This is a genomic window from Virgisporangium aliadipatigenens (assembly GCF_016863615.1).
Classification (GTDB): domain Bacteria; phylum Actinomycetota; class Actinomycetes; order Mycobacteriales; family Micromonosporaceae; genus Virgisporangium; species Virgisporangium aliadipatigenens.
In genome coordinates, this window is sequence record NZ_BOPF01000012.1 from 99,418 (window position 1) to 119,588 (window position 20,171).

20 protein-coding genes are annotated in these 20,171 nt (G+C 72.5%); 12 read left to right on the forward strand and 8 right to left on the reverse strand.

Annotated elements, in window-relative coordinates; genetic code table 11:
* Positions 1–41: 41 nt before the first annotated feature.
* The 3 genes from Val02_RS17755 to Val02_RS17765 all read left to right on the forward strand — a co-directional run bounded on the left by Val02_RS17755 (position 42) and on the right by Val02_RS17765 (position 4,921).
* A complete protein-coding gene (locus Val02_RS17755; RefSeq protein ID WP_203900202.1) occupies positions 42–2,783 on the forward strand; it encodes an AfsR/SARP family transcriptional regulator in 2,742 nt (913 codons plus the stop codon).
* A 117-nt stretch (positions 2,784–2,900) separates the two neighbouring features.
* Entirely contained in the window at positions 2,901–3,389 is a 489-nt protein-coding gene (locus Val02_RS17760; RefSeq protein ID WP_203900203.1) for an ATP-binding cassette domain-containing protein, read from the forward strand.
* Between the two features lie 317 nt (positions 3,390–3,706).
* A complete protein-coding gene (locus Val02_RS17765; RefSeq protein ID WP_203900204.1) occupies positions 3,707–4,921 on the forward strand; it encodes a bifunctional diguanylate cyclase/phosphodiesterase in 1,215 nt (404 codons plus the stop codon).
* A gap of 40 nt (positions 4,922–4,961) precedes the next feature.
* Here the strand turns inward: Val02_RS17765 and Val02_RS17770 are convergent, their stop codons facing one another.
* Positions 4,962–5,930, reverse strand: a complete 969-nt coding sequence (locus tag Val02_RS17770; protein WP_203900205.1) for a threonine ammonia-lyase — start codon at positions 5,928–5,930, stop codon at positions 4,962–4,964.
* Positions 5,931–5,959: 29 nt separating this feature from the next.
* Between Val02_RS17770 and Val02_RS17775 the strand changes: the two genes are divergently transcribed.
* Complete coding sequence (locus Val02_RS17775) at positions 5,960–6,883, forward strand: LysR family transcriptional regulator (protein WP_203900206.1); 924 nt, start codon at positions 5,960–5,962, stop codon at positions 6,881–6,883.
* Positions 6,884–6,904: 21 nt separating this feature from the next.
* On the opposite strand, the gene Val02_RS17780 is transcribed toward Val02_RS17775, so the two are convergent.
* Positions 6,905–7,543, reverse strand: coding sequence for a TetR/AcrR family transcriptional regulator (locus Val02_RS17780; RefSeq protein WP_239153113.1), 639 nt, complete (start codon positions 7,541–7,543; stop codon positions 6,905–6,907).
* 81 nt (positions 7,544–7,624) lie between these two features.
* On the opposite strand from Val02_RS17780, the gene Val02_RS17785 reads away from it, so the two are divergent.
* Positions 7,625–8,644 (forward strand): medium chain dehydrogenase/reductase family protein, encoded by a 1,020-nt coding sequence (locus Val02_RS17785; protein ID WP_203900208.1) that lies wholly within the window; start codon positions 7,625–7,627, stop codon positions 8,642–8,644.
* A 4-nt stretch (positions 8,645–8,648) separates the two neighbouring features.
* On the opposite strand, the gene Val02_RS17790 is transcribed toward Val02_RS17785, so the two are convergent.
* From Val02_RS17790 to Val02_RS17800, 3 genes are read right to left on the reverse strand one after another with little or no spacing between them, the layout of a single operon-like run.
* Positions 8,649–9,662, reverse strand: coding sequence for a glycosyltransferase family 2 protein (locus Val02_RS17790; protein WP_203900209.1), 1,014 nt, complete (start codon positions 9,660–9,662; stop codon positions 8,649–8,651).
* 13 nt (positions 9,663–9,675) lie between these two features.
* Positions 9,676–10,077 (reverse strand): GtrA family protein, encoded by a 402-nt coding sequence (locus tag Val02_RS17795; RefSeq protein ID WP_203900210.1) that lies wholly within the window; start codon positions 10,075–10,077, stop codon positions 9,676–9,678.
* Complete coding sequence (locus Val02_RS17800) at positions 10,074–11,723, reverse strand: DUF2142 domain-containing protein (protein ID WP_203900211.1); 1,650 nt, start codon at positions 11,721–11,723, stop codon at positions 10,074–10,076. Before Val02_RS17800 ends, Val02_RS17795 begins: the two co-directional genes overlap by 4 nt.
* Before the next feature lie 51 nt (positions 11,724–11,774).
* Here Val02_RS17800 and Val02_RS17805 point away from each other — a divergent pair, with 51 nt between their 5' ends.
* The 4 genes from Val02_RS17805 (at position 11,775) to Val02_RS17820 (ending at position 15,704) form a co-directional block, all read left to right on the forward strand.
* Positions 11,775–13,256, forward strand: coding sequence for a DUF2142 domain-containing protein (locus Val02_RS17805; protein WP_203900212.1), 1,482 nt, complete (start codon positions 11,775–11,777; stop codon positions 13,254–13,256).
* Positions 13,253–13,603 carry a DUF2304 domain-containing protein gene (locus tag Val02_RS17810; RefSeq protein ID WP_203900213.1) on the forward strand — a complete coding sequence of 117 codons (351 nt, stop codon included), beginning with the start codon at positions 13,253–13,255 and terminating at the stop codon, positions 13,601–13,603. The genes Val02_RS17805 and Val02_RS17810 overlap by 4 nt, the downstream gene beginning before the upstream one ends.
* Positions 13,600–14,307 (forward strand): glycosyltransferase family 2 protein, encoded by a 708-nt coding sequence (locus Val02_RS17815; protein WP_239153115.1) that lies wholly within the window; start codon positions 13,600–13,602, stop codon positions 14,305–14,307. Before Val02_RS17810 ends, Val02_RS17815 begins: the two co-directional genes overlap by 4 nt.
* A gap of 131 nt (positions 14,308–14,438) precedes the next feature.
* Positions 14,439–15,704: a vanadium-dependent haloperoxidase gene (locus Val02_RS17820; RefSeq protein WP_239153117.1), complete on the forward strand. Its 1,266-nt coding sequence runs from the start codon at positions 14,439–14,441 to the stop codon at positions 15,702–15,704.
* Positions 15,705–15,707: 3 nt separating this feature from the next.
* Here Val02_RS17820 and Val02_RS17825 read toward each other — a convergent pair whose 3' ends face one another.
* Genes Val02_RS17825 through rfbB form a run of 3 tightly spaced genes read right to left on the reverse strand, consistent with a single transcriptional unit; the run spans position 15,708 to position 17,919 of the window.
* Positions 15,708–16,058 carry a TFIIB-type zinc ribbon-containing protein gene (locus tag Val02_RS17825; protein ID WP_373317909.1) on the reverse strand — a complete coding sequence of 117 codons (351 nt, stop codon included), beginning with the start codon at positions 16,056–16,058 and terminating at the stop codon, positions 15,708–15,710.
* Positions 16,059–16,078: 20 nt separating this feature from the next.
* Complete coding sequence (gene rfbD / locus Val02_RS17830) at positions 16,079–16,936, reverse strand: dTDP-4-dehydrorhamnose reductase (protein WP_203900214.1); 858 nt, start codon at positions 16,934–16,936, stop codon at positions 16,079–16,081.
* Positions 16,936–17,919: a dTDP-glucose 4,6-dehydratase gene (gene rfbB / locus Val02_RS17835; RefSeq protein ID WP_203900215.1), complete on the reverse strand. Its 984-nt coding sequence runs from the start codon at positions 17,917–17,919 to the stop codon at positions 16,936–16,938. The genes rfbD and rfbB overlap by 1 nt, the downstream gene beginning before the upstream one ends.
* Before the next feature lie 125 nt (positions 17,920–18,044).
* Here rfbB and rfbA point away from each other — a divergent pair, with 125 nt between their 5' ends.
* From rfbA to Val02_RS17850, 3 genes are read left to right on the forward strand one after another with little or no spacing between them, the layout of a single operon-like run.
* Positions 18,045–18,932 carry a glucose-1-phosphate thymidylyltransferase RfbA gene (rfbA, locus tag Val02_RS17840; RefSeq protein ID WP_203900216.1) on the forward strand — a complete coding sequence of 296 codons (888 nt, stop codon included), beginning with the start codon at positions 18,045–18,047 and terminating at the stop codon, positions 18,930–18,932.
* The gene (locus Val02_RS17845; RefSeq protein ID WP_239153119.1) at positions 18,929–19,543 is read left to right on the forward strand and encodes a class I SAM-dependent methyltransferase; all 615 of its coding nucleotides are present in this window, start codon (positions 18,929–18,931) and stop codon (positions 19,541–19,543) included. Before rfbA ends, Val02_RS17845 begins: the two co-directional genes overlap by 4 nt.
* Complete coding sequence (locus Val02_RS17850; RefSeq protein WP_203900218.1) at positions 19,540–20,154, forward strand: dTDP-4-dehydrorhamnose 3,5-epimerase family protein; 615 nt, start codon at positions 19,540–19,542, stop codon at positions 20,152–20,154. Before Val02_RS17845 ends, Val02_RS17850 begins: the two co-directional genes overlap by 4 nt.
* Positions 20,155–20,171 lie beyond the last annotated feature (17 nt).

The following is a 20,171-nucleotide window of genomic DNA, read 5'->3' on the forward strand; positions in this document are numbered from 1 at the left end:
GTCTTTCACCGACGCGCGAGCGATCCGTAGGCTGTGCCCCGGTGCGGTTCGGCTTGCTGGGTTCGGTGGAGGCGTGGGCGGAGGAGCGGCCGTTGCCGCTGGGCCCGCCCAAGCGTCGCTGTGTCCTGGCGCTGCTCCTGCTGGAGTTGGGCCGCGTCGTGACGGTCGACCGGATCGTCGACGTGCTCTGGCCCGGCGACCCGCCGGCCGGCGCCCGCGCGACGGTCTTCGCGCACGTCTCGCGGCTGCGGCAGGCCCTCGCCGGCACCGACCCGGCCGTCACCCTGGCCACCGTCGGCGCCGGCTACGTGCTGCGCGCCGCGCCCGAACGGGTCGACCTGCACCGGTTCCGCGACCTGTGCGCGCAGGCCCGCGAGATCGACGACGACCACAAGCGGATCGACCTGCTGACCGAGGCGATCGAACTGTGGCGCGGCCCGGCCATGTCCGGTGCGCTGCCGGAGGACGCGCGGGCCCGACTGTGCCGGGGACTCGACGAGTCGTGGCTGGCGGCGCGGCAGGACCGCATCGACGCGCGGCTGCGCCTGGGCCAACCGGCGGCCGTGCTGGACGAGGCGGCCGAACTGGTCCGGGCCCACCCGCTGCAGGAACGCGCCACCGGCCAGCTCATGCGCGCCCTGCACAGGGCCGGCCGGACCGCCGACGCGTTGCACGCCTACGACGCGTTCCGCCGCGTCTACGCTGACGAACTCGGCCTCGACCCCGGAAGCGAACTGCGCGACCTGCACCGGGCGATCCTGCGCGACGGCACCGACGCGCCCCGGCCCGCCGCGCGGCGGGTCCCGGCCGAACTCCCGCGCGACCTCGTCGGCTTCACCGGCCGCGCGGACGAACTGGCCCGCCTGGACCGGCTGCTCGACGAGGACACCGGCGCGCTCGTGGCCGTGTCCGGGACGGCCGGCGTCGGCAAGACGACGTTCGCGGTGCACTGGGCGCACCGGGTCGCCGGCCGCTTCCCCGACGGCCAGCTCTTCCTGAACCTGCGCGGGTTCGACCCGGGCGGCGGTGCGCTCGGTGCGGGCGAGGCCGTCCGGCGGCTGCTCACCGCGCTCGGCGTGCCGGCCGCGAGCCTGCCGGCCGACATCGACGCGCAGGCCGGCCTGTACCGCAGCACCCTCGCCGGGCGGCGGGTCCTGGTGGTGCTCGACAACGTGCACGACGCCGGGCAGGTGCGGCCGCTGCTCCCCGGCGCGTCGGGCTGCACCGTTCTGGTCACCAGCCGCAACGCCCTGCCGGGACTGGTGGCCGTCGACGGCGCGCATCCGGTGGCGCTGGAGCTGTTCACCGCGGCCGAGTCGAGCGAACTGCTGCGCAAGCGGCTGGGCGCCGAACGGGTGGCCGCCGAGCCGGACGCCGCGGCGGAACTGGTCGAGCGCTGCGCCCGGCTGCCGCTCGCGATGGCCGTGGCCTCCGCGCGCGCCGCCGTGCGGCCCCGGCTGTCATTGGCCGCGATCGCCGCCGAACTGGGCGGCGGGCTCGACTCGTTCGCCAACAACGACACCGCCATCGACATCAGGACGGTGCTCGCCTGCTCGTACCGCGCGCTGAGCCCGCCGGCCGCACGGGTGTTCCGGCTGCTGGGGCTGCACCGCGGCGCCGACATCAGCACGCCGGCGGCCGCCAGCGTGGCGGGCGACACCGTCGCGGCGACCCGCACCCACCTGGCCGAACTGGTGGAGGCGAACCTGCTCGCCGAACGCGACGGCCGGCATGCGTTCCACGACCTGCTGCGCGCCTACGCGCTCGAGCAGGCGTTCCGACGGGACAGCGAGGCCGAACGGGACGCCGCCGTCGCCCGCCTGCTCGACCACTACACGCACAGCGCCTACGCCGCCGACCGGCTCATCTACCCGGCCCGCGACGCGATCACCCTCGAACGCCCGGCCGACGGCGTCACGGCGGAGACGTTCGACGGGCACGCGGCGGCGCTCGCCTGGTTCACCGCCGAGCACGCCGTGCTGATCGCCGCGGTGCGGCAGGCCTCGACGAGCGGCCTGCACGCCCGGACCTGGCGCCTGGCGTGGACCCTGACCGACTACCTCAACCTGCGCGGCCACTGGCACGACCAGCGCGCCGTGCAGCGGATGGCGCTCAGCGCCGCCGAACGCCTCGACGACCGGCCGGCGCTGGCCGACGCGCACCGCAATCTCGGGCGCGTGCACGACATGCTCGGGCTCGACGAGGAGGCGCAGACGCACCTGCTGCGGGCGGTCGAGGAGTTCCGCGCGCTGGGCGACCGGGTCGGGCAGGCGTACGCGAAGATCAATCTGGCTCGCACGCGGGAACGTCAGCGGCGCTTCGACGACGCGCTCAGGCACGACGAGGAGGCGCTGGAGCTGTTCCGCGCGGCCGGCCATCGCGTGGGACAGGCCCGGGCGCTGAACAACGTCGCCTGGGGGCTGGCGCAGCGGCGGGACCACGGGGCGGCGTTCGTGACGTGCCGGCTGGCGATCGCGCTCAACCGCAGCCTCGGCAACCGGCACGGCGAGGCGACCGCCTGGGACAGCCTCGGCTTCACGTACCGGCAGGCGGGGCGGCCGGCGCGGGCGCCCGCGTGCTACCGGCGCGCGGTCGAGATGTACCGGGCGGCGGCGGATCGGCCCAACGAGGCGCGTTCCCTCGTCGAACTCGGCGACACCCTGCGCGAGACGGGCAGCGACGACCCGGCTCGCGACGCCTGGCGCAGCGCCCTGGAGATCCTGGACGACCTGGACCACCCGATGGCCGCCGAGGTCCGCGACCGCCTGACCCGGGCCGCCTGACCCGGCCGGCCGGCGCGAGGGCGACGCAAACAGAAGGCAAGCGGCGGCCCGGACAGTGGGCGACACGGCCGCCACCCCGGGGCCGCCCACCGGATCGAGAGCCGAAAGAGGCCGCCCGTGAACGCCCTGACCCCTGACGTCGTCGATCTGCACGGCACCCCGCTCGCCGTGTCGCAGGGCGAGTACCTGGTGGTGGTCGGCGCGAAGCCGCGACCCCGGACGTTCCCCCTGCTGCCCTACCACTCCGCGGTCGAGAACGTCGCGCTCGCCCTGCTGCACAACGGAACCCCGCGCCGGACCCGGACCTGGCAGGCGACCGAGGCGCTCGACCGCGTGGGCCTCGACCGGCACCGGCACGCGGCCCGGGCGCGGGATCTCTCCGAGGCCGAACGCCGCCGCGTCGCCATCGCCCGCGCCCTGCTGGTGCGCCCGGGGCTGCTGCTGTGCGACGGGCCGACGGAGGGCCTCGCGGACGCCGACGCCGGCACGATCCTCGACCTGCTGGACGAACTGCACCGCGGCGGCACGACCCTCGTGGTCGTCACGCACGACCCGCTGGTCGCCCGCCGGGCCGACCGGGTGGTGAACCTCGCCGACGGCGCCTGAGACGCCTCTGTGTACTGGTAACACAACGTAGTTACACACCGATCAAAGCAGGTCACTCTCCGAAACGTGAGTCCGATAGGCCGTCCAGCCCTTTCTCTCCGCCGATCATCCGATTCACGCCTGTCGAACGGCATTTGGCCGCGCGCCACGAAAAAAGACGACAGCCCGACCGAACCACGGAGAGTCCCGAAATCACGGAAGAGTGGGAAGCGGGACGGGCTGGACGGAGAACGATCGTGAACACAGAGTTACCACCTGTGAGCGACCCACGGGTGCTCGGAATGACCCTGGCGCGCGCCGTGGCGGAGGCGTCCTAAGTGGACACACTCCTCCCGGCCGACCGGGACCCGGCCACCGGACTGTTCGGCCGGCGCCGCTTCGGCGACGAGGTCGACCGCGCGCTGCACGACGGCGGCGGCGCCCTGCTCGTGCTGCGCGTCCAGCCGACCGACCTGATCCCGCCGGTGGCGCACCGGTTGCGGGAGGACTGCGGCGAGGGGCCGGTGTTCGGCCTGACCGGACCCGGCGAGATCGGGATCCTGCTGCGCGGCACGGCGATGGGCGACGCCCGCCGCATCGCCGAACGGCTCGTCGCGACCGTGCGCGAGACCGCGTTCCCGGCTGACGCGACGGCGTGGGGCGGCCTCGTGCGCTGCCCGGCGGGCGGTGGCGTCGAGGGCCACGACCTGCTGATCGACGCGGCGGAGGGCTGGCGCCGGGCCCGCGCCTCAGATGTGCCCGTCGTGACCCGGTTCGAACCGGCACCGGTGGTCACCCGCCGCCTCGCCTGCCGCGGCTGGATCGACGGGATCGTCCACGATGGACGGTTGACCCTGCACGCCCAGCCGATCCGGGAGACGGCCACCGGCCGGGTCGACCGATACGAACTGCTCCTGCGCGTGCGCGACGAACTGACCGGCTGCCCCCAGCCGCCCGGCGCGCTGCTGGACACCGCCGAACGCGCCGACGCGGTGCTGCGCATCGACCTGTGGGCGGTGGCGCGGGCGGTGCGGCTGCTGGAGGCGTTCCCCCAGGGCCCCTGTCTCCAGGTGAACGTCTCCGGACGCTCCTTCGGCGACCCCCGACTGCTGGCGGCGGTGACCCACCTCCTGGACCGCTCCGGCGTGCGCCCCGACCGCCTCGTCCTCGAACTGACCGAGATCGCCCTCATCGGCAACTTCACCGAGGCGTGCCGCACCGCGGGACGGCTGCGCCGCCTCGGCTGCGGGCTGGCGCTGGACGACTTCGGCGCCGGCTACGGCTCGTTCCGCTATCTCAAGTACCTGCCCGTGGACCAGGTGAAGATCGACGGCGACTTCGTCGTGGGGCTCGGGCACAGCCGCGCCGACCGCGCCATGGTGGAGGCCGTCGTCTCGGTGTGCCGGGCGCTCGGCGTGCGCGCCGTGGCGGAGTCCGTCGAGGACCCCGCGACGCTGCGCGTGGTCGAGGAACTGGGCGTCGATTACTGCCAGGGGTACCTGATCGGGCGGCCGCGCCCGGCGGTGGAGGTTCTCGGGGGCGGCGGTGTGTGACAGCCGCCCGCCCGACCGCCGCGATGCCGCACGGGTGCGGTCAGCCGCCCAGGACCTGTGCGAGCGTCGGGAGGGCGACGTTGCGGCCGGTGACCACGGCGACGACCGGCCCGGTCGACTCCACGGCCCCGCTGAGCACCGCCGCGACGGCCACCGCACCACCGCCCTCGACGGCCAGCCCGTGCACCCGCACCAGGTACCGCATCGCGCCTCGAATGTCCTCTTCGGAGACTCCGAGCACCGGGACCCCCTGCGCGGCGAGGATCCCCGGCGTGACCGACCCCGGTTCGACGTTGCCGGCGAGCGCGTCGGCGAGCGTGGGTCCGACCGGGACGGTGACCGTCGTGCCGGCGGCCATCGCGGCCGACACCGCGCGGGACGCGGCCGCCTCGACGCCGATGACGCGCACGCCGTCGCGGCCGGCGGCCCAGAGCGCGAGCCCGCTCGCGAGCCCGCCCCCGCCCACCGGCACCACGACCGTGAACGCCCCCTCGACCTGTTCGCCCAGCTCCCGCCCGAGCGTCGACTGGCCGGCGATGACCCTGGTGTGGTTGTACGGCGACACGTACGTGGCACCCCGTGCGGCGAGGTCCAGCGCGTGGGACTCGGCCGCGTCGAAGTCCGCGCCGTGGCGCACCACCCGCCCGTTCAGCGCCGCCAGCGCCGTGAGCTTCGCCGGCGAGGCGGTCTGCGGCACCACCACGGTCGCCTCGATGCCCAGCCGCTCGGCGGCCCACGCGACGGCGAGGGCGTGGTTGCCCGTCGAGGCGGTCACGACGGGGGTCCGCTTCGGCAGCGCGGACAGGGCCGCGATCGCGCCGCGCACCTTGAACGAGCCGGTCGGTTGCCAGCATTCCAGTTTCACCGACAGCCCGTCCCGCGAGTGCACCAGCGGCGTGGGCGCCAGCTGGGCGCGCACCGCCGCGTACGCCTCGGACAGGTCTGCCGGGGTCGGGATCTCCACCATGCCGTTCAGCGTGCGCCGGGCGCAGCATCGGTAGCAGGCCATGCTTCTTGCCCTGAGCGTAAGCTGCGCTTGTGCTCAACGCCGAACGGTTGCGCGTGCTGGCCGAGGTGGCGCGGACCGGTTCGATCGCGCGCGCCGCGGCCCTCGTCGGCTGCACGCCGGCCGCGGCGTCCCAGCAGGTGAGCCGCCTCGAGCGGGAAACCGGTGTGCTGCTGCTGGAGCGTTCGGCGCGCAGCGTGCGGCTGACCGACGCCGGCCGGGTCCTGGCCGCCCACGCCGAACGGGTGCTCGCCGAGCTGGACGCCGCCGACCGGGCCGTTCGGGACGTGGCGGGGCTGCGGGGCGGGCGGCTGCGGGTGTCGGCCTTCGCGACGGCGGCGGAGTTCGTGGTGCCGGCCGTGGCGGCGTTCGCCCGGCGGCATCCCGACGTGGAGTTGGCGTTCGTGGAGCGGGAGCCGGAGCACGCGCTGCCGGCCCTGCGCGCCGGGGAGATCGACCTGGCCGTGGCGCACCGGTACGGCCACCTGCGCATGCCGGACCTGCGCGGGCTGCGCGAGACGCCCCTGCACGACGAGCCGCTGCTGATGGCCGCACCGGTGCGGTTGGCGCCGGCCGGCACGACGGTGCGCCTGAAGCAGTTCGCCGACGCGCCGTGGGTCTCCACGATCGCCGCCGACGGATACCAGGCCGTCACCGAACTGGCCTGCGAACGCGCCGGGTTCCGGCCCCGCGTGGCCCACCGGGCGGACAGCTACGACCTGCTGATCGCCCTGGTGGCGGCCGGCCTCGGGGTGGCCCTGGTGCCCGCGTTGGTCGCGCGGCCGGCCGCCGGGATCCGGTTCCTCGACGTGGCGCGGCCCGCCGGGCTGGCCCGGCAGGTGCAGGCCGTCACCCGCGAGGCGGACGTCGCACCGACCACGAACGCCATGCTCGCCCTGCTGCGCCGGCACGTCACCCGGATCGCCGCCCGCCGCCGCATCTCCCCGGCGGGCTGATCCGGGCGTTCGGCGGCCCGCTCAGGCGTCGATCGCGGCCGCCACCTCGGCGGCGAACAGCAGCTGCGGGTCGAAGCCCATCCCGGTGAAGTGCCCGGCCACCTCGAGGCTGACCACGCCGTGCAGCCGGGTCCAGAAGACCAGCGCCCGGCGCAGCGCCGCCGCGGCGGCCGTCTCGTCGGGTGACCACGCCCGATGCCTGTCCAGGTGGCTGTTCAATGTGGACGGTGAACCGTCCGGCAGCGCGGTGAAGCCGTCCAGCAGCACGCTCATCAGGTCCCGGGCGGCCTCGGTGGCCTCCGGCGGCGCCGCGTAGCCGGGCACCGGCGTGCCGTAGATCAGCAGGTAGCGGTGCGGTGCCTCGAGCGCCCAGGCGCGCATGGCGGCCGCGACGGCGGTGAGCCGGGCGCGCGGATCCTTCGGCGTGGCGGCGGCGCGGGCCGTGGCGGCGAGGTCGCGGTAGGCGTCGAGGACCAGTTCGGTGATCAGCTCGTCGCGGTTGCGGAAGTAGCGGTAGAGCGCGGGGCCGCTGATGCCCATCTGCTTGGCGATGGCGTTCAGCGAGAGGGCGCTGGCGCCGGAGGTGGCGACCTGTGCCCAGGCGTGCTCCTTGACCTCGTCGCGCACCTGTTCGCGGTAACGCATCCGTGGACTCGTCATCGGCACCCCTCGCTTGACATCGCGTTCGTGAGGACATAATACTTGCGTTAGAGGTTCTAACCAATGCGATAGGAGCTAACAATGAACCGGATCGAGATCGTCCTGCCCGGTGTCGTCGAGCCCGAGGGCCTGCAGGTGCGCGAGGTCGAGCTGCCCGTGCCGGCCGACGGGCAGGCGCTGGTGCGCATGGAGGCGACCGGGTTGTCCTTCGCCGAGCAGCAGATGCGGCTCGGGCGGTACTACGACCAGCCGGCATTCCCGTTCGTGCCCGGGTACGACCTGGTGGGCATCGTCGAGGCGGTCGGGCCGGGCACCGACCACGGGCTGGTGGGGCAGCGCGTCGCGGCCCTCACGAAGATCGGCGGGTGGGCCAGCCATGTCGTCCTCGACGCCGCCGACCTGGTGCCGGTTCCCACGGAACTGGATCCTGTGGAGGCGGAGACGGTGGTGGTCAACGGCATCACCGCGTGGCAGATGCTGCACCGCACGGCACGGGTCCGGGCCGGCGCGACGATCCTCGTCCACGGCGCCAACGGCGGCGTCGGCTCCACCCTCGTCCAGCTCGCGCGCATCGCCGGGATCACCGTGATCGGGACGGCGTCGCCGCGCCACCACGACCGGCTGCGGGAGTTGGGCGCGATCCCGGTCGACTACAACGGCGACGTGCCGGCGCAGGTGCGCCGGCTGGCCCCCGGCGGCGTCGACGCGGTCTTCGACCACCTGGGCCCGGACAGTATGAGCGAGTCCTGGCGGCTGCTCGCCCCCGGCGGCGTCATGGTCGGCTACGGCACCGCCACCAGCAAGAACGACACCGGCAACAAGAACGCGGCCTTCCTCCGGATGATGCCGAAGATCTGGACCTGGAACGCCCTGCCCAACGGCAAGCGCGCCTACTTCTACAACCTCTGGGCCGGCCGCGCCCTGGCGAAGTCGAAGCACCGGGCGCTGGTGCGCGAGGACCTCACGCAGGTCCTGCGCGCGATGGCCGACAAGCGCATCACGGCCCAGGTCGCGGCGCGCATCCCGCTGGCGCGGGTGGCCGAGGCGATGCGCCTGGCCGAGTCCCGCACCGTGGCCGGCAAGGTGGTGCTGGTCCCGTGAACGCTCAGACCAGGCGGCGCACCACGGCCCAGTACGCGCTCACCAGCTTGTTGACCAAGCCGCGCGCGGGGACCTCGACCAGCGGCGTCTCGATCACCGGGGTCAGCACGCGCATCCACTCCCGGTCGCGGACGGTCTTCTCCTGCTGGAGCCGGTGCCGGCGGTCCAGGATGTGCTTGCGGTGCGCCCACAGCCAGGTCCAGCCGCGCACCTTGTCCGGCAGCCAGCCCTGCTTCGCGGCGAGCAGCACCATCCCCAGTTCGAGGGCGAGCAGCGCGGGGGAGAGCAGCAGCAGTGCCCGCCAGCCCCACAGGGTGCCGATGAACAGCAGCCGGTTCCGCTCGACCAGGTAGTACTTGAAGGAGTTCCGGGAGAACTCGTAGCGGTGCACCGCCGTCGCGTCGGGCACGTTGACCACCTTGAGGCCCAGCCGCCACGTACGCAGCGAGATGTCGGCGTCCTCGAAGTAGGCGAAGTAGTGCGGGTCGAACCCGCCCAGCCGGTCCCAGTGCTCCCGGGTCAGCACCGCGCAGGCGCCCATCGCGCCGGCCGTCTCGGTGGGCTGCGTACGGGTCTCCTTCTCCTTGAACCCGCCCACCCACGAGATGCCGAGCACGTGCACCCGGTTGCCCAGCGAGTTGAGCAGCGACGGGTCCTCGGCCAGCCGCACGGCACCGGCGGCGATGCCGATGCCCGGCTTCTCCAGCTCCTCCACGAGCCGGGCCAGGGTGTGCGGCTCCACGACCAGGTCGCTGTTGATCAGCGCCACGTAGTCGCCCGACGACGCCGCGACGCCGACGTTGCAGCCGCCGGAGAAGCCCTGGTTGACGCCGGTGCCGGCGACGACCACCCCGGGGGTCGCCGACAGGTTCCGCACGTCGTCGGTGGTGCAGCCGTTGTCGACGAGAACGACCTCGACCTCGACCTTCTCCGACGCCAGCAGCGCCTCGACGCAGCGGACGAGGAAGGGCTCCGCCTTCCACGCCAGCACGATCGCACTGACCTTCGGCAACGTCACGCCTCCGACTCCTTCACGAACGGAACACCCAGGCCTTGTACACGACATAGTTGAGCACCGTCACCACGGCCACCACGAGCACCTTGGCGACGAGATAGTGCATGCCCAGGGCGACGAGGCCGGTCACACCGGCGACGTTGGCGAGCCAGTTGAGCACGCCCAGGGCGAGATACTTCGCGAACTGCGCACCCACCGGGGCGGTGCTGCCGAACGACCACATCCGGTTCAACGCGAAGTTGAAGAAAAAGGCGGTGGCCACGGCGACGAACGTGGCCACCGGCAGGTAGGCGCCGAACACGCCGTGCAGCAGCCACAGCAGCCCGGCGTCGAGGCCGGCGCTGGCGCCACCGATGACGAGGTACCGGACGGCGCTGTTGGTGTACAGCGCCGTCAGCCGGGTCGGGGCCTGCGTCACGCCTGTACCGCGGGCTCGGGCGTCGGCACGGCGCGGGCCTCGGCGGCCGGCTCGCCGGCGGCGGGCGCATCCTCGACGGTCGGCGCGGAATCGACCCCGGCGGGCTCGGCCGGCGCCGGGTCGCCCGACGTCGGGGCCGCCGCGACCGGCAGCGCGCTCGCCATCCAGAAGCCCGCGATCAGCACCGCCAGCCCCACCGCCGCGAGGATCAGCACGTTCAGCGACCCGAAACCCGGATGCCAGTCCCCGGACAGCGGACTCATCCGCGGCCGCAGCCAGTCCCCGGACAGGCCCGCCTGCCAGCGCGTCATCGCGGTGCACAGCATCACGTAGTGGATGCCCGCGGTCAGGAACGCGAAGAAGCGCGTCATCGCCCGGGCCCGCAGCGCGTCCACGGTGCCGGTGCGCGCCAGCACCTCCCCGGCGAGGAACACCACAAGCGCGAAGACCGGCAGCAGGTACCGCCCCTGGGTGGGGAAGCGCAGCTCGTTGGCGGTGGTGATCTCGCCGTACGAGGTGAACGCCCACAGCGCGGCGAGCGTCGCGCCCATCCGCCACCGGTCGACCCACCGCCCGAACACGAACGCGCCCATCACCGTCAGCCCGATCGCCATGAGCCACAGCGTGACCACGGGCCGCCACGCGTTGATCTCCCCGCCGGACAGCGCCCGGAACATCCCCTCGAGGTAGTCGTTCGTGCGCACCAGCAGCACGTACTGGACGGCGTCCAGCCGGGACAGCTTGGAGTCGACGGGGATGAACACCCCCGGCTCCCCGGTCTCCTGGATCACCGTCCAGAGGCCGGAGGCGATCGAGACGACGGCGAGCACGCCGATCCAGATCCGCATCGCGGTCATCGCCAGCAGCCGCTTGACGTGCGCCCAGGTGTTCGGCACGAGCAGGATGCCGACGCCCATCGCGAGCCACGCCGGGCCGAGCGCGCGCGGGATCACCAGCATCAACGCGCCGATGCCGGCCAGGTGCACCATGAGCGGCGACGGTTCGCGCTCGGGGTCGAGCAACGGCACCAGCGCCGCGAACGCGAGGATCCCGCCGGCGATCTCCGGCGCCGACGGGTTGATCGACCCGGCGAGGTTCATCGCGGTGGGCGTGGCCACCAGCAGGATGCCGCCGAGCATCACTCTGTGTCGGGACCACAGCCGCGCGGCGTGCACGGCGAGCGTCAGCCCCAACGCCACCAGCCCCACGCTCATGAGCCGGGACAGCAGCACGCCCTTCATCGTCGGCGCGAACGTCAGCGGCCACCCGACGATCGCGTAGTACACCGGGTTGTACCGGCCCGCGCGGCTGGCGGTGCGCACCTCGGTCTCGTCGTTCGACGGCCAGCACGCCCGGTTCTTGGCGGACAGCGTCGGCTCGCCCTTCAGCCAGCACGCCCGCTGCAGGCTCTTCGGCACGGTCTGGAACGCGCCGATGCCGTTCGCGGCGTCCTCCGGCGGCGGGGCGACCTGGCCGCGCACGACACCGGCGGCGCGGATGATGTGCTCCGCCTCGTCCGGCGAACCGTCGAACGGCGCCGCGAACGCCCACGCCGACCCGAAGAGGAAGAAGCCCAGGAAGACGGCGATCAACGAGGCGTGGCGCCGGCCGCTCGAGGCGACCTTCCCACGGAAGGCTGAAGACACAGGTCGGCATCCTACCGATGGCGAATCCGTGCTCCGCTATGGTCTTGCCTCGTGCCCGTCCGTCGCCGGTTCGTCGCACTCCTCGGGCGGGCGTGGCTCGTCGCGTTCGTGGGGTGCTTCCTGCTCAATGCCGCCTGGGCGCTCGCCGCCCCCTACGACGGCACGCCCGACGAGCAGCAGCACATCTATCGGGCCGCCGGCATCATGGGCGGACAGATCGCCCCGCGCCCCGAGCCGGCGATCGACGGCACCGGCGGCCTCACCCGGGTCCCGGACAGCCTGGTGCGCAACAACTGCTGGAAGCTCAACCGGGTCTCCGCCGCCTGCGCGAAGGACATCGGCGGCAACGAGACGAAGATCTGGGTCGCCACCCGCGCCGCGCGCTACCACCCGGGCTACTACGTGGCGGTGGGCTGGCCGCTGGCGCTGTGGCCGGACTGGACCGGCCTGCTGCTGGCCCGGCTGCTGAGCGGGGCGGCGGTGGCCGGGTTCGTGGCGCTGGCGTTCGCGTGCGCGGCCCGGTGGAGCCGGATCGGGGCGGCCGCCGTCCTGGTCGGGTTCACGCCGCTGGTGGCGATGTTCGGCGGGGCGCTCAACCCGACCGCCCCGGAGATCGCCGCCGGGATCGCGTTGTTCGCCGCGCTGATCCCGCTGCTGCGCCTGGGCCGCGTCGACCCGCTGTTCGTCCACACGGCGGGGATCTCGGCGGTCACCCTGGCGAGCCTCCGGGCGCTCGGGCCCTTCTGGCTCGCGGTGGCGGTCGCGCTGGTCGCCTTCCCCCGCTTCCCTCTGCGGGAACTGTGGAAGCGGCGCCCGCTGCGCTGGTGGCTCGCCGTGACGGCGGTGGCGGCCCTGCTGCACACCGTGTGGATCGTGCGCCAGAAGACCAACCAGCTCGGCGCGGCCGGTTCCGGGATCGACGTCGACGTGCCCACCGCGATGCGGATGGACTTCTTCGAGCGCTGGGAACGCCTCTTCCAGGAGATGGTCGGCCAACTGGGCTGGCTGGAGCTGAAGCTGCCCGCGCTGGCGTACCTGGCCTGGTGGATGGTGCTCGGCTACCTGCTGCTGGCCGGGTTTCTCGCCGGGGACCGGGCGCACCGGGTGCGCACGGTCGGGCTCTTCGTCGTCACGATGGGAGTGACCTCGGTGCTCGTGGCGACCAGCGTGCAGAAGCTGGGGTTCATCAGCCAGGGCCGTTACATGATGCCGACGCTCGTCGGGCTGCCGTTGCTCGCCGTGTCGGTCATGTCGCCCGTCGACGACCATGCGCGCGCACTGGTGCGCACCGCGGCCGGCGTACTGCTCCCCGTGCACCTGCTCACCCTTTTCCTGGGGATGGGCCGGTGGCAGGCCGGGCTGGCCGACCCGCCGCACGTGAACCCGTTCGGCGGGGACTGGGAGCCGCCGCTCGGGACGTTCCCACCAGTGATTTTGGGGGTTTGTGGGGTGCTCGCGCTGCTCGGCCTGATGTGGCGACCGACCGGGGGTGACGGTACCCCCGGGACGGTGACTACGATTCCCCAACGATGAGCCTCACCGTCTTCACCGCCGCCGTCGGCGTGGTGATCCTTCTGTTCATTCTGGAGCTGCTGCGTCGCCGGCAGATCCGGGAGAAGTACGCGGCCCTGTGGATCGTGGTGCTGGTGGCCGTCGTGCCGCTGGCGCTGTTCCCCCGGATCTCCGACCCGATCGCGCACGCCCTCGGCGTCGCCTCCGGCGTGAGCCTCGCCCTCTTCGGCGGCTTCGTCTTCCTGCTGCTGGTCTGCATCCACCTGAGCTGGGAGATGAGCCGGCTCGAGGAGGAGACCCGCACGCTGGCCGAGGAGATCGCGTTGATCCGCACCCGGCTCGACGAGAAGGGCCAGGTCGAACGGTGACGACGCAGCGGATCCTGATGATCCTCCCCGCGTGGAACGAGGCCGACTCGATCGGCAACGTCATCGGGGAGATCCGCGAGGTGCTGCCGACGGTCGACATCCTCGTGGTCGACGACGGTTCCACGGACAAGACGGCGCAACTGGCCGCCGAGGCCGGCGCGAAGGTGGCGAAGCTCCCGTACAACCTCGGTGTCGGCGGGGCCCGTCGACTCGGCTACAAGTACGCCCGCGAACACGGCTACGACGTGGCGGTGCAGTTCGACTCCGACGGGCAGCACGACCCGCGCTACGTGCCGGCGCTGGTGGCCGCCCTGGACTCGGCCGACCTGGTGATCGGTGCGCGCTTCGCCGGCGAGGGCGACTACCAGGCCCGCGGGCCGCGCCGGTGGGCGATGTCGCTGCTGTCCGGGGTGCTGAGCCGGGTGGCCAAGCACAAGCTGACCGACACGACCTCCGGGCTGCGGGTGGTCGCCCGCCCGCTGATCGACGTGTACGCGACGTGGTATCCGGTGGAGTACCTCGGCGACACGATCGACACGCTCGCGCACGTGGCGCGGGGCGGCTACCGGGTGGTGCAGGTGCCGGTCACGATGCGGCCGCGGGCCGGTGGCGTGGCGAGCGCCAACCCGTTCAAGTCCACGGTGTACCTGGGCCGCGCGGTGCTGGTCATCGTGATGGCACTGCTCCGCAAACGCGACGTCTGACCCGTTCCGCACCGCGCTGTGGTCGTTTCCGGCCGATCATGCAGATTAATACTGCGCTAAGGATCAAGAATTACGGTCGCCTCCAGCCGATCATGCTGATCAATACAGCGGATCGATCTGAAGGGGGCTCCATGAAACGTCAGACGACGGTGAGCATCGCCGTCCTTCTCGCGGCGCTGTCGCCGATGGCCATGGCATCCGCCGTGCGGGCCGCACCGACCGAGCCGGCCGCCACCACCAACGCGGTGATCCGGTGGGACCTCAACACCCAGACCGCGGTCTGGGACATCGGTCAGCAGTTGCCCTGGTTCCAGGGGCGCAGCTTCGCCATGGTCAGCGGCGCCGTCTACGACGCCGTCAACGCCATCGCCGGCACGCCGTACAAGCCGCTCCTCGTCGCGCCGCGGGCGACCGGGCGGGAGTCGACCGACGCGGCCGTCGCCACCGCGGCCTACCGGGTGCTGGACGACATCTTCCCGGCCCAGGCCGAACGCCTGCGCGCGCAGTACGACCAGGATCTCGCCGCCGTCCCGGACGGGCCCGCCAAGCGCGGTGGCGTCGAGATCGGTTCCCGGACGGCCGACGCCATGATCGCCGCGCGGCGCGACGACGGGTTCGAGGGGAACGAGCAATGGCGCCTCGGCACCGAGCCGGGGCAGTGGCGGCCCACGCCGCCCACGTTCGCCTCGACCGGCGCGTGGATCGGATCGGCCCGGCCGTTCCTGGTGCCGAACGCCGCGATGTTCCGCACCGATGGCCCGCCCGCCCTCACCAGCCGCGCCTATGCCCGCGACTTCAACGAGGTCAAGCAGGTCGGTTCGGCGAACAGCACGGTGCGCACCCAGGACCAGACCGAGGCCGCGATCTGGTGGCACGACCGCAACGTGACCCTGTGGGAGATCAAACGCCAGCTCGCCGAGACGCAGCGGCTGGACGTCCTGCAGACGGCGCGCCTGTTCGCGCTGACCGACACCGTCACCGCCGACCAGTCGATCGCCTGCTACGACGACAAGCGGCGGTGGGGCTTCTGGCGCCCGGTCACCGCCGTCCGGGAGGCCGGCACCGACGGCAACCCGCGCACCGAGGCCGATCCCGAATGGACGCCGCTCCTGGTGACGCCGCCGTTCCCGGATCATCCGTCCGGACACGCCTGCGCCACCGCGGCACAGATGACGACCTACAGGTTCTTCTTCGGCCGTGATCGCGTGGCGTTCCACGCGTACAGCATCGCGTCCGGGACGACCCGACACTTCGGCAGCTTCTCCCAGGCGCTGGACGAACTGGTCTCGGCCCGCGTCTGGGGCGGCATCCACTTCCGCTCCGCCGACGTGCAGGGCGCGAAGCTGGGTACCGCCGTCAGCAAGCACATCACTGCCCGCTACTTCACCAAGCGTTAGGCCTCAACGCCCGCCGTACGGGTCCGCCCCGGGCGGCGGGTTGTTGGGATCGGTCGACTGCCACACCGCGCCGCCGCCGTACGGGTTGTACTGCTGGTTGTAGCCGCCGGGGGGCGGGTAGCCACCCTGCGGGCCGTAACCGCCGTAGCCCGGCGGCGGCGCTCCGCCCTGCCACTGCGCCATCTCGTTGCGCTGGAGCGTCTCCAGCTCGCCCTCGTCGAGGAAGATGCCGCGGCACTGGTCGCAGCGCTCGATCTGCACGCCGCTGCGCGGATACGAACGCATCGGTGCCCGGCACCGCGGGCACTGCATGCTGTTGTAGGGCATCTGGGGCCCCATGTAAGGCTGGCTCACGTTCGACAGAGTAGTCGCGCTCAGCGAGCCGCGAGCAGAGCCGGAAGGGCCTTTTCGAGCGCGACGTCCCAGGGCGGCATCGGTGCGATGCCCGCGCCGCGATAGCGGGTGTCCCGCAGCACCGAGTAGGACGGGCGCGGTGCCGGGCGCACATAGGCGGCGCTCGTGGTCGGGCGCACCCGTTCGGGATCCAGGCCGGCGCCCGCGAAGACCGCCCGGGCCAGCCCGTACCAGGTCGTCTCGCCGGTGCACGTGCCGTGGTAGACACCGGGCCCGGCGTCGCCCGAGGTCCCGAGGTGGTACAGCCACGTCGCCAGCATGTACGACCAGGTCGGCTGGCCGCGCTGGTCGTCCACCACGTCGACGAACTCCCGTTCGGCCGCCAGGCGCAGCATGGTGCGCACGAAGTTGGGGCCGTGCGCGCCGTACAGCCAGGCCGTGCGGATCACGAAGCCCTCACGCGGGTGCAACTCGAGCACGGCCCGCTCGCCGGCGAGCTTGCTGCGGCCGTAGGCGTTGATCGGACCGGTCGGGGCGTCCTCGGTGTACGGGGCGGTGGCGTCGCCGGGGAAGACGTAGTCGGTCGAGATGTGCAGCAGGCGCGCGTCCGCGGCGGCGCAGGCGGCGGCCAGGTGGCGCACGCCGTCGCCGTTCACCGCCGTGGCGGCCGCCTCGTCGGCCTCGGCGCCGTCGACATCGGTCCACGCGGCGGCGTTGAGAACGATCTCGTGGCCGGCGACGGCGTTCCGGACCGCCTCCGGGTCGGTGATGTCGAGGTCGGCGCGGCGCAGCGCGGTGTACTTGACCCCGGCGTCGTCCAGCACTGCGCACATGTCGGTGCCGAGCTGCCCGCCGGCCCCCGTGACCAACCAGGACATCAGAGCGCGGCCTTCGCCTTCAGCGGTTCCCACCAGGAACGGTTGTCCCGGTACCAGGCGACCGTCGCGGCGATCCCCTCGGCGAAGCCGACCGCGGGCGCGTATCCCAGTTCGTCCGAAATCTTGTCGATGGAGAGCGAGTAGCGACGGTCGTGCCCCTTGCGGTCCTCGACCATGCGCACGGCGGACCAGTCGCGCCCGGTGGCCCGCAGCAGCTCCTCGGTCAGCTCCCGGTTGGTCAGCTCGGCGCCGCCGCCGATGTGGTAGACCTCGCCGGAGCGGCCCTTCTCCAGCGCCAGCTGGATGCCGACGCAGTGGTCGGCGACGTGCAGCCAGTCGCGGATGTTGCCGCCGTCGCCGTAGAGGGGGACCGTCCCGCCGTCCAGGAGGTTGGTGACGAAGAGCGGGATGACCTTTTCGGGGAACTGGTAGGGCCCGTAGTTGTTCGAACAGCGGGTGACCACCACGTCCAGCTTGTGCGTGCGGTGGTACGCGAGCGCCAGGAGGTCCGAACCGGCCTTCGCGGCCGCGTAGGGGGAGTTCGGCGCGAGGGGCCAGTCCTCGGTCCACGACCCCTCGGCGATGGAGCCGTACACCTCGTCGGTGGAGACGTGCAGGAAGCGGCCCACGCCGGCGCGCAGGGCGGCGTCGAGCAGCGTCTGGGTGCCCAGGACGTTGGTGGTGACGAACTCCGACGCGCCCCGGATCGAGCGGTCCACGTGGGTCTCGGCGGCGAAGTGCACGACCGCGTCGTGGCCGGGCATCAGCTCGTCCACCAGGGCGGCGTCGCAGATGTCGCCCTCGACGAACGTCAGGGCCGGGTCCGCGGCGACCGGATCCAGGTTGGCGCGGTTGCCCGAGTAGGTCAGCTTGTCCAGCACCGTCACGCGGCTGCCCGCGTAGCCCGGGTAGCCACCCGTGAGCAGCGTGCGGACGTACTGCGAGCCGATGAACCCGGCGCCGCCGGTGACGAGGATTCTCACAAGGCGGGGAGTCTAGTGCAGCGGCGGTACGCGACCGCGCGGTACGGCCGGTCGAGGCCCGGGCACCGTTCGGACAACCGGGGACGGTCTGCGCGGCCGACCCCGTGAGCGGCTAGGCTCCCCGGGTGCGTGGGATCCTTCTCGCCGGGGGCACCGGGTCGCGTCTGTGGCCCATCACCCGGGCGGTATCGAAGCAGCTGATGCCGGTCTTCGACAAGCCGATGGTCTACTACCCGCTGTCGACGCTCATCAATGCCGGGGTGCACGAGATCCTCGTGATCACCACGCCGGACGACCAGCCGCAGTTCCGCCGGCTGCTGGGCGACGGGAGCGAGCTCGGCCTGCGCATCGAGTACGCCGCCCAGGAACGCCCGGACGGCATCGCGCAGGCCTTCATCATCGGCGCGGACTTCATCGGCGACGAGTCGGTCGCGCTCATCCTGGGCGACAACATCTTCTACGGCGTCGGCCTCGGCGACACGTTACGTGAACACGCCGATCCGTCGGGTGGGCGGGTCTTCGCCTACCCGGTCGCCGATCCGCAGAGCTACGGCGTGGTGGAGTTCGACGGTTCCGGCAAAGTCGTCTCGATCGAGGAGAAGCCGGAACGCCCGCGATCGCGCTATGCGGTCCCGGGCCTGTACTTCTACGACTCGGGGGTGGTGGAGATCGCCCGCGGTCTCAAGCCCAGCGCCCGCGGCGAACTGGAGATCACCGCCGTCAACGACGCCTACCTGCAGCAGGACCGGCTGCACGTGACCGTCCTGGACCGCGGGACGGCCTGGCTGGACACCGGCACGTTCGCGTCGCTGGTGCAGGCGGCGGAGTTCGTGCGCGTGATCGAGGAACGCCAGAGCTTCAAGATCGGCTGTATCGAGGAGGCCGCCTGGCGCGCCGGTCGGCTTTCCGACGATCAGCTGCGGACCCTCGCGGAGCCGCTGCGCAAGAGCGGCTACGGTGACTACCTGTTGAACCTCTTGGAATGGTCTGCCTCGACCGAGGAGCTTTCGTGACTGACGCGTCGTCCACCCCCGGCCCCACCACCGAGGGCGCCGACTACACCCAACGGTTGCAGCGGGTCACCGGAGCCGGCTGGAAAAAGGCGCTCAACGTGCAGGCCCCCTACCGGTGGAACGTGCGCCGCCTCGACCTCGGCTTCACCCTCGACGTCGGCTGCGGGCTCGGCCGCAACCTCGGTCACCTCGACGGCAACGGCGTCGGCGTCGACCACAACGCCGCCTCGATCGCGGAGGCGCGGGCGGCCGGCTTCACGGCGTTCACCATCGACGACTTTCTCGCCTCCGAGTACGCGGTCGAGGGCCGGTTCGACTCGATCCTGGTCGCGCACGTCGTCGAGCACGCGCCGGAGGAGCAGGCCAAGGAGATCGTGGGCATGTACCTGCCCTATCTCAAGCACGGCGGTCGGGTCGTCTTCATCACCCCGCAGGAACGCGGCTACAAGACCGACGCCACGCACGTGCGCTTCTGCGGCCACCCGGAGGTCGCGAAGATGGCCACCGACCTGGGGCTCACGGTCGACAAGCAGTACTCGTTCCCGTTCCCGCGGGCGGCCGGCAAGGTCTTCACGTACAACGAGTTCGTGACCGTGGCGCGCAAGCCGTGAAGATCCGGCCGCTGTCGATCGAGGGCGCGTACGAGGTCACTCCCGTGCTGCACGGCGACCCGCGTGGGCTGTTCGCCGAGTGGTACCGCGGGGACCTGCTCGCCGACGCCGTGGGCCACCGGCTCGACCTCGCCCAGGCCAACGTCTCCGTGTCGGCGGCGGGCGTGGTGCGCGGCATCCACTTCGCGGACGTGCCGCCCGGGCAGGGGAAGTACATCTTCTGCCCCCGGGGCGCCGTCCTCGACGTGATCGTGGACCTGCGGGTCGGATCGCCGACGTTCGGGCGGTGGGAGGGTGTGCGGCTCGACGACACCGACCGCCGCGCGGTGTACATCGGCGAGGGGCTGGGTCACGGCTTCTGCGCGCTGACCGACGACGCGACGCTCACGTACCTCTGCTCGACGACGTACAACCCGCAGCGTGAACGCGCCGTGCACCCCCTCGACCCGGACCTCGCCATCGCCTGGCCGGCCACCGATCCGGTGCTCTCGGCGCGGGACGCGGCGGCGCCGTCGTTCGCGCAAATGGGCGCCGACGGGCTGCTTCCGGAGGTCGAAACCTGCCGCGCGTACGTGGATTCTTTGCGAGAAGCGGAAAACACCCGTAGTTGAACCGGCCATCGAAGTCT

Coding starts and splice junctions, on each gene's coding strand:
- Val02_RS17820 (WP_239153117.1), top strand. CDS start 14,439: ATGAAACGTCAGACGACGGTGAGCATCGCCGTCCTTCTCGCGGCGCTG.
- Val02_RS17810 (WP_203900213.1), top strand. CDS start 13,253: ATGAGCCTCACCGTCTTCACCGCCGCCGTCGGCGTGGTGATCCTTCTG.
- Val02_RS17780 (WP_239153113.1), bottom strand. CDS start 7,543: ATGACGAGTCCACGGATGCGTTACCGCGAACAGGTGCGCGACGAGGTC.
- Val02_RS17770 (WP_203900205.1), bottom strand. CDS start 5,930: ATGGCCTGCTACCGATGCTGCGCCCGGCGCACGCTGAACGGCATGGTG.
- rfbD (WP_203900214.1), bottom strand. CDS start 16,936: ATGTCCTGGTTGGTCACGGGGGCCGGCGGGCAGCTCGGCACCGACATG.
- Val02_RS17785 (WP_203900208.1), top strand. CDS start 7,625: ATGAACCGGATCGAGATCGTCCTGCCCGGTGTCGTCGAGCCCGAGGGC.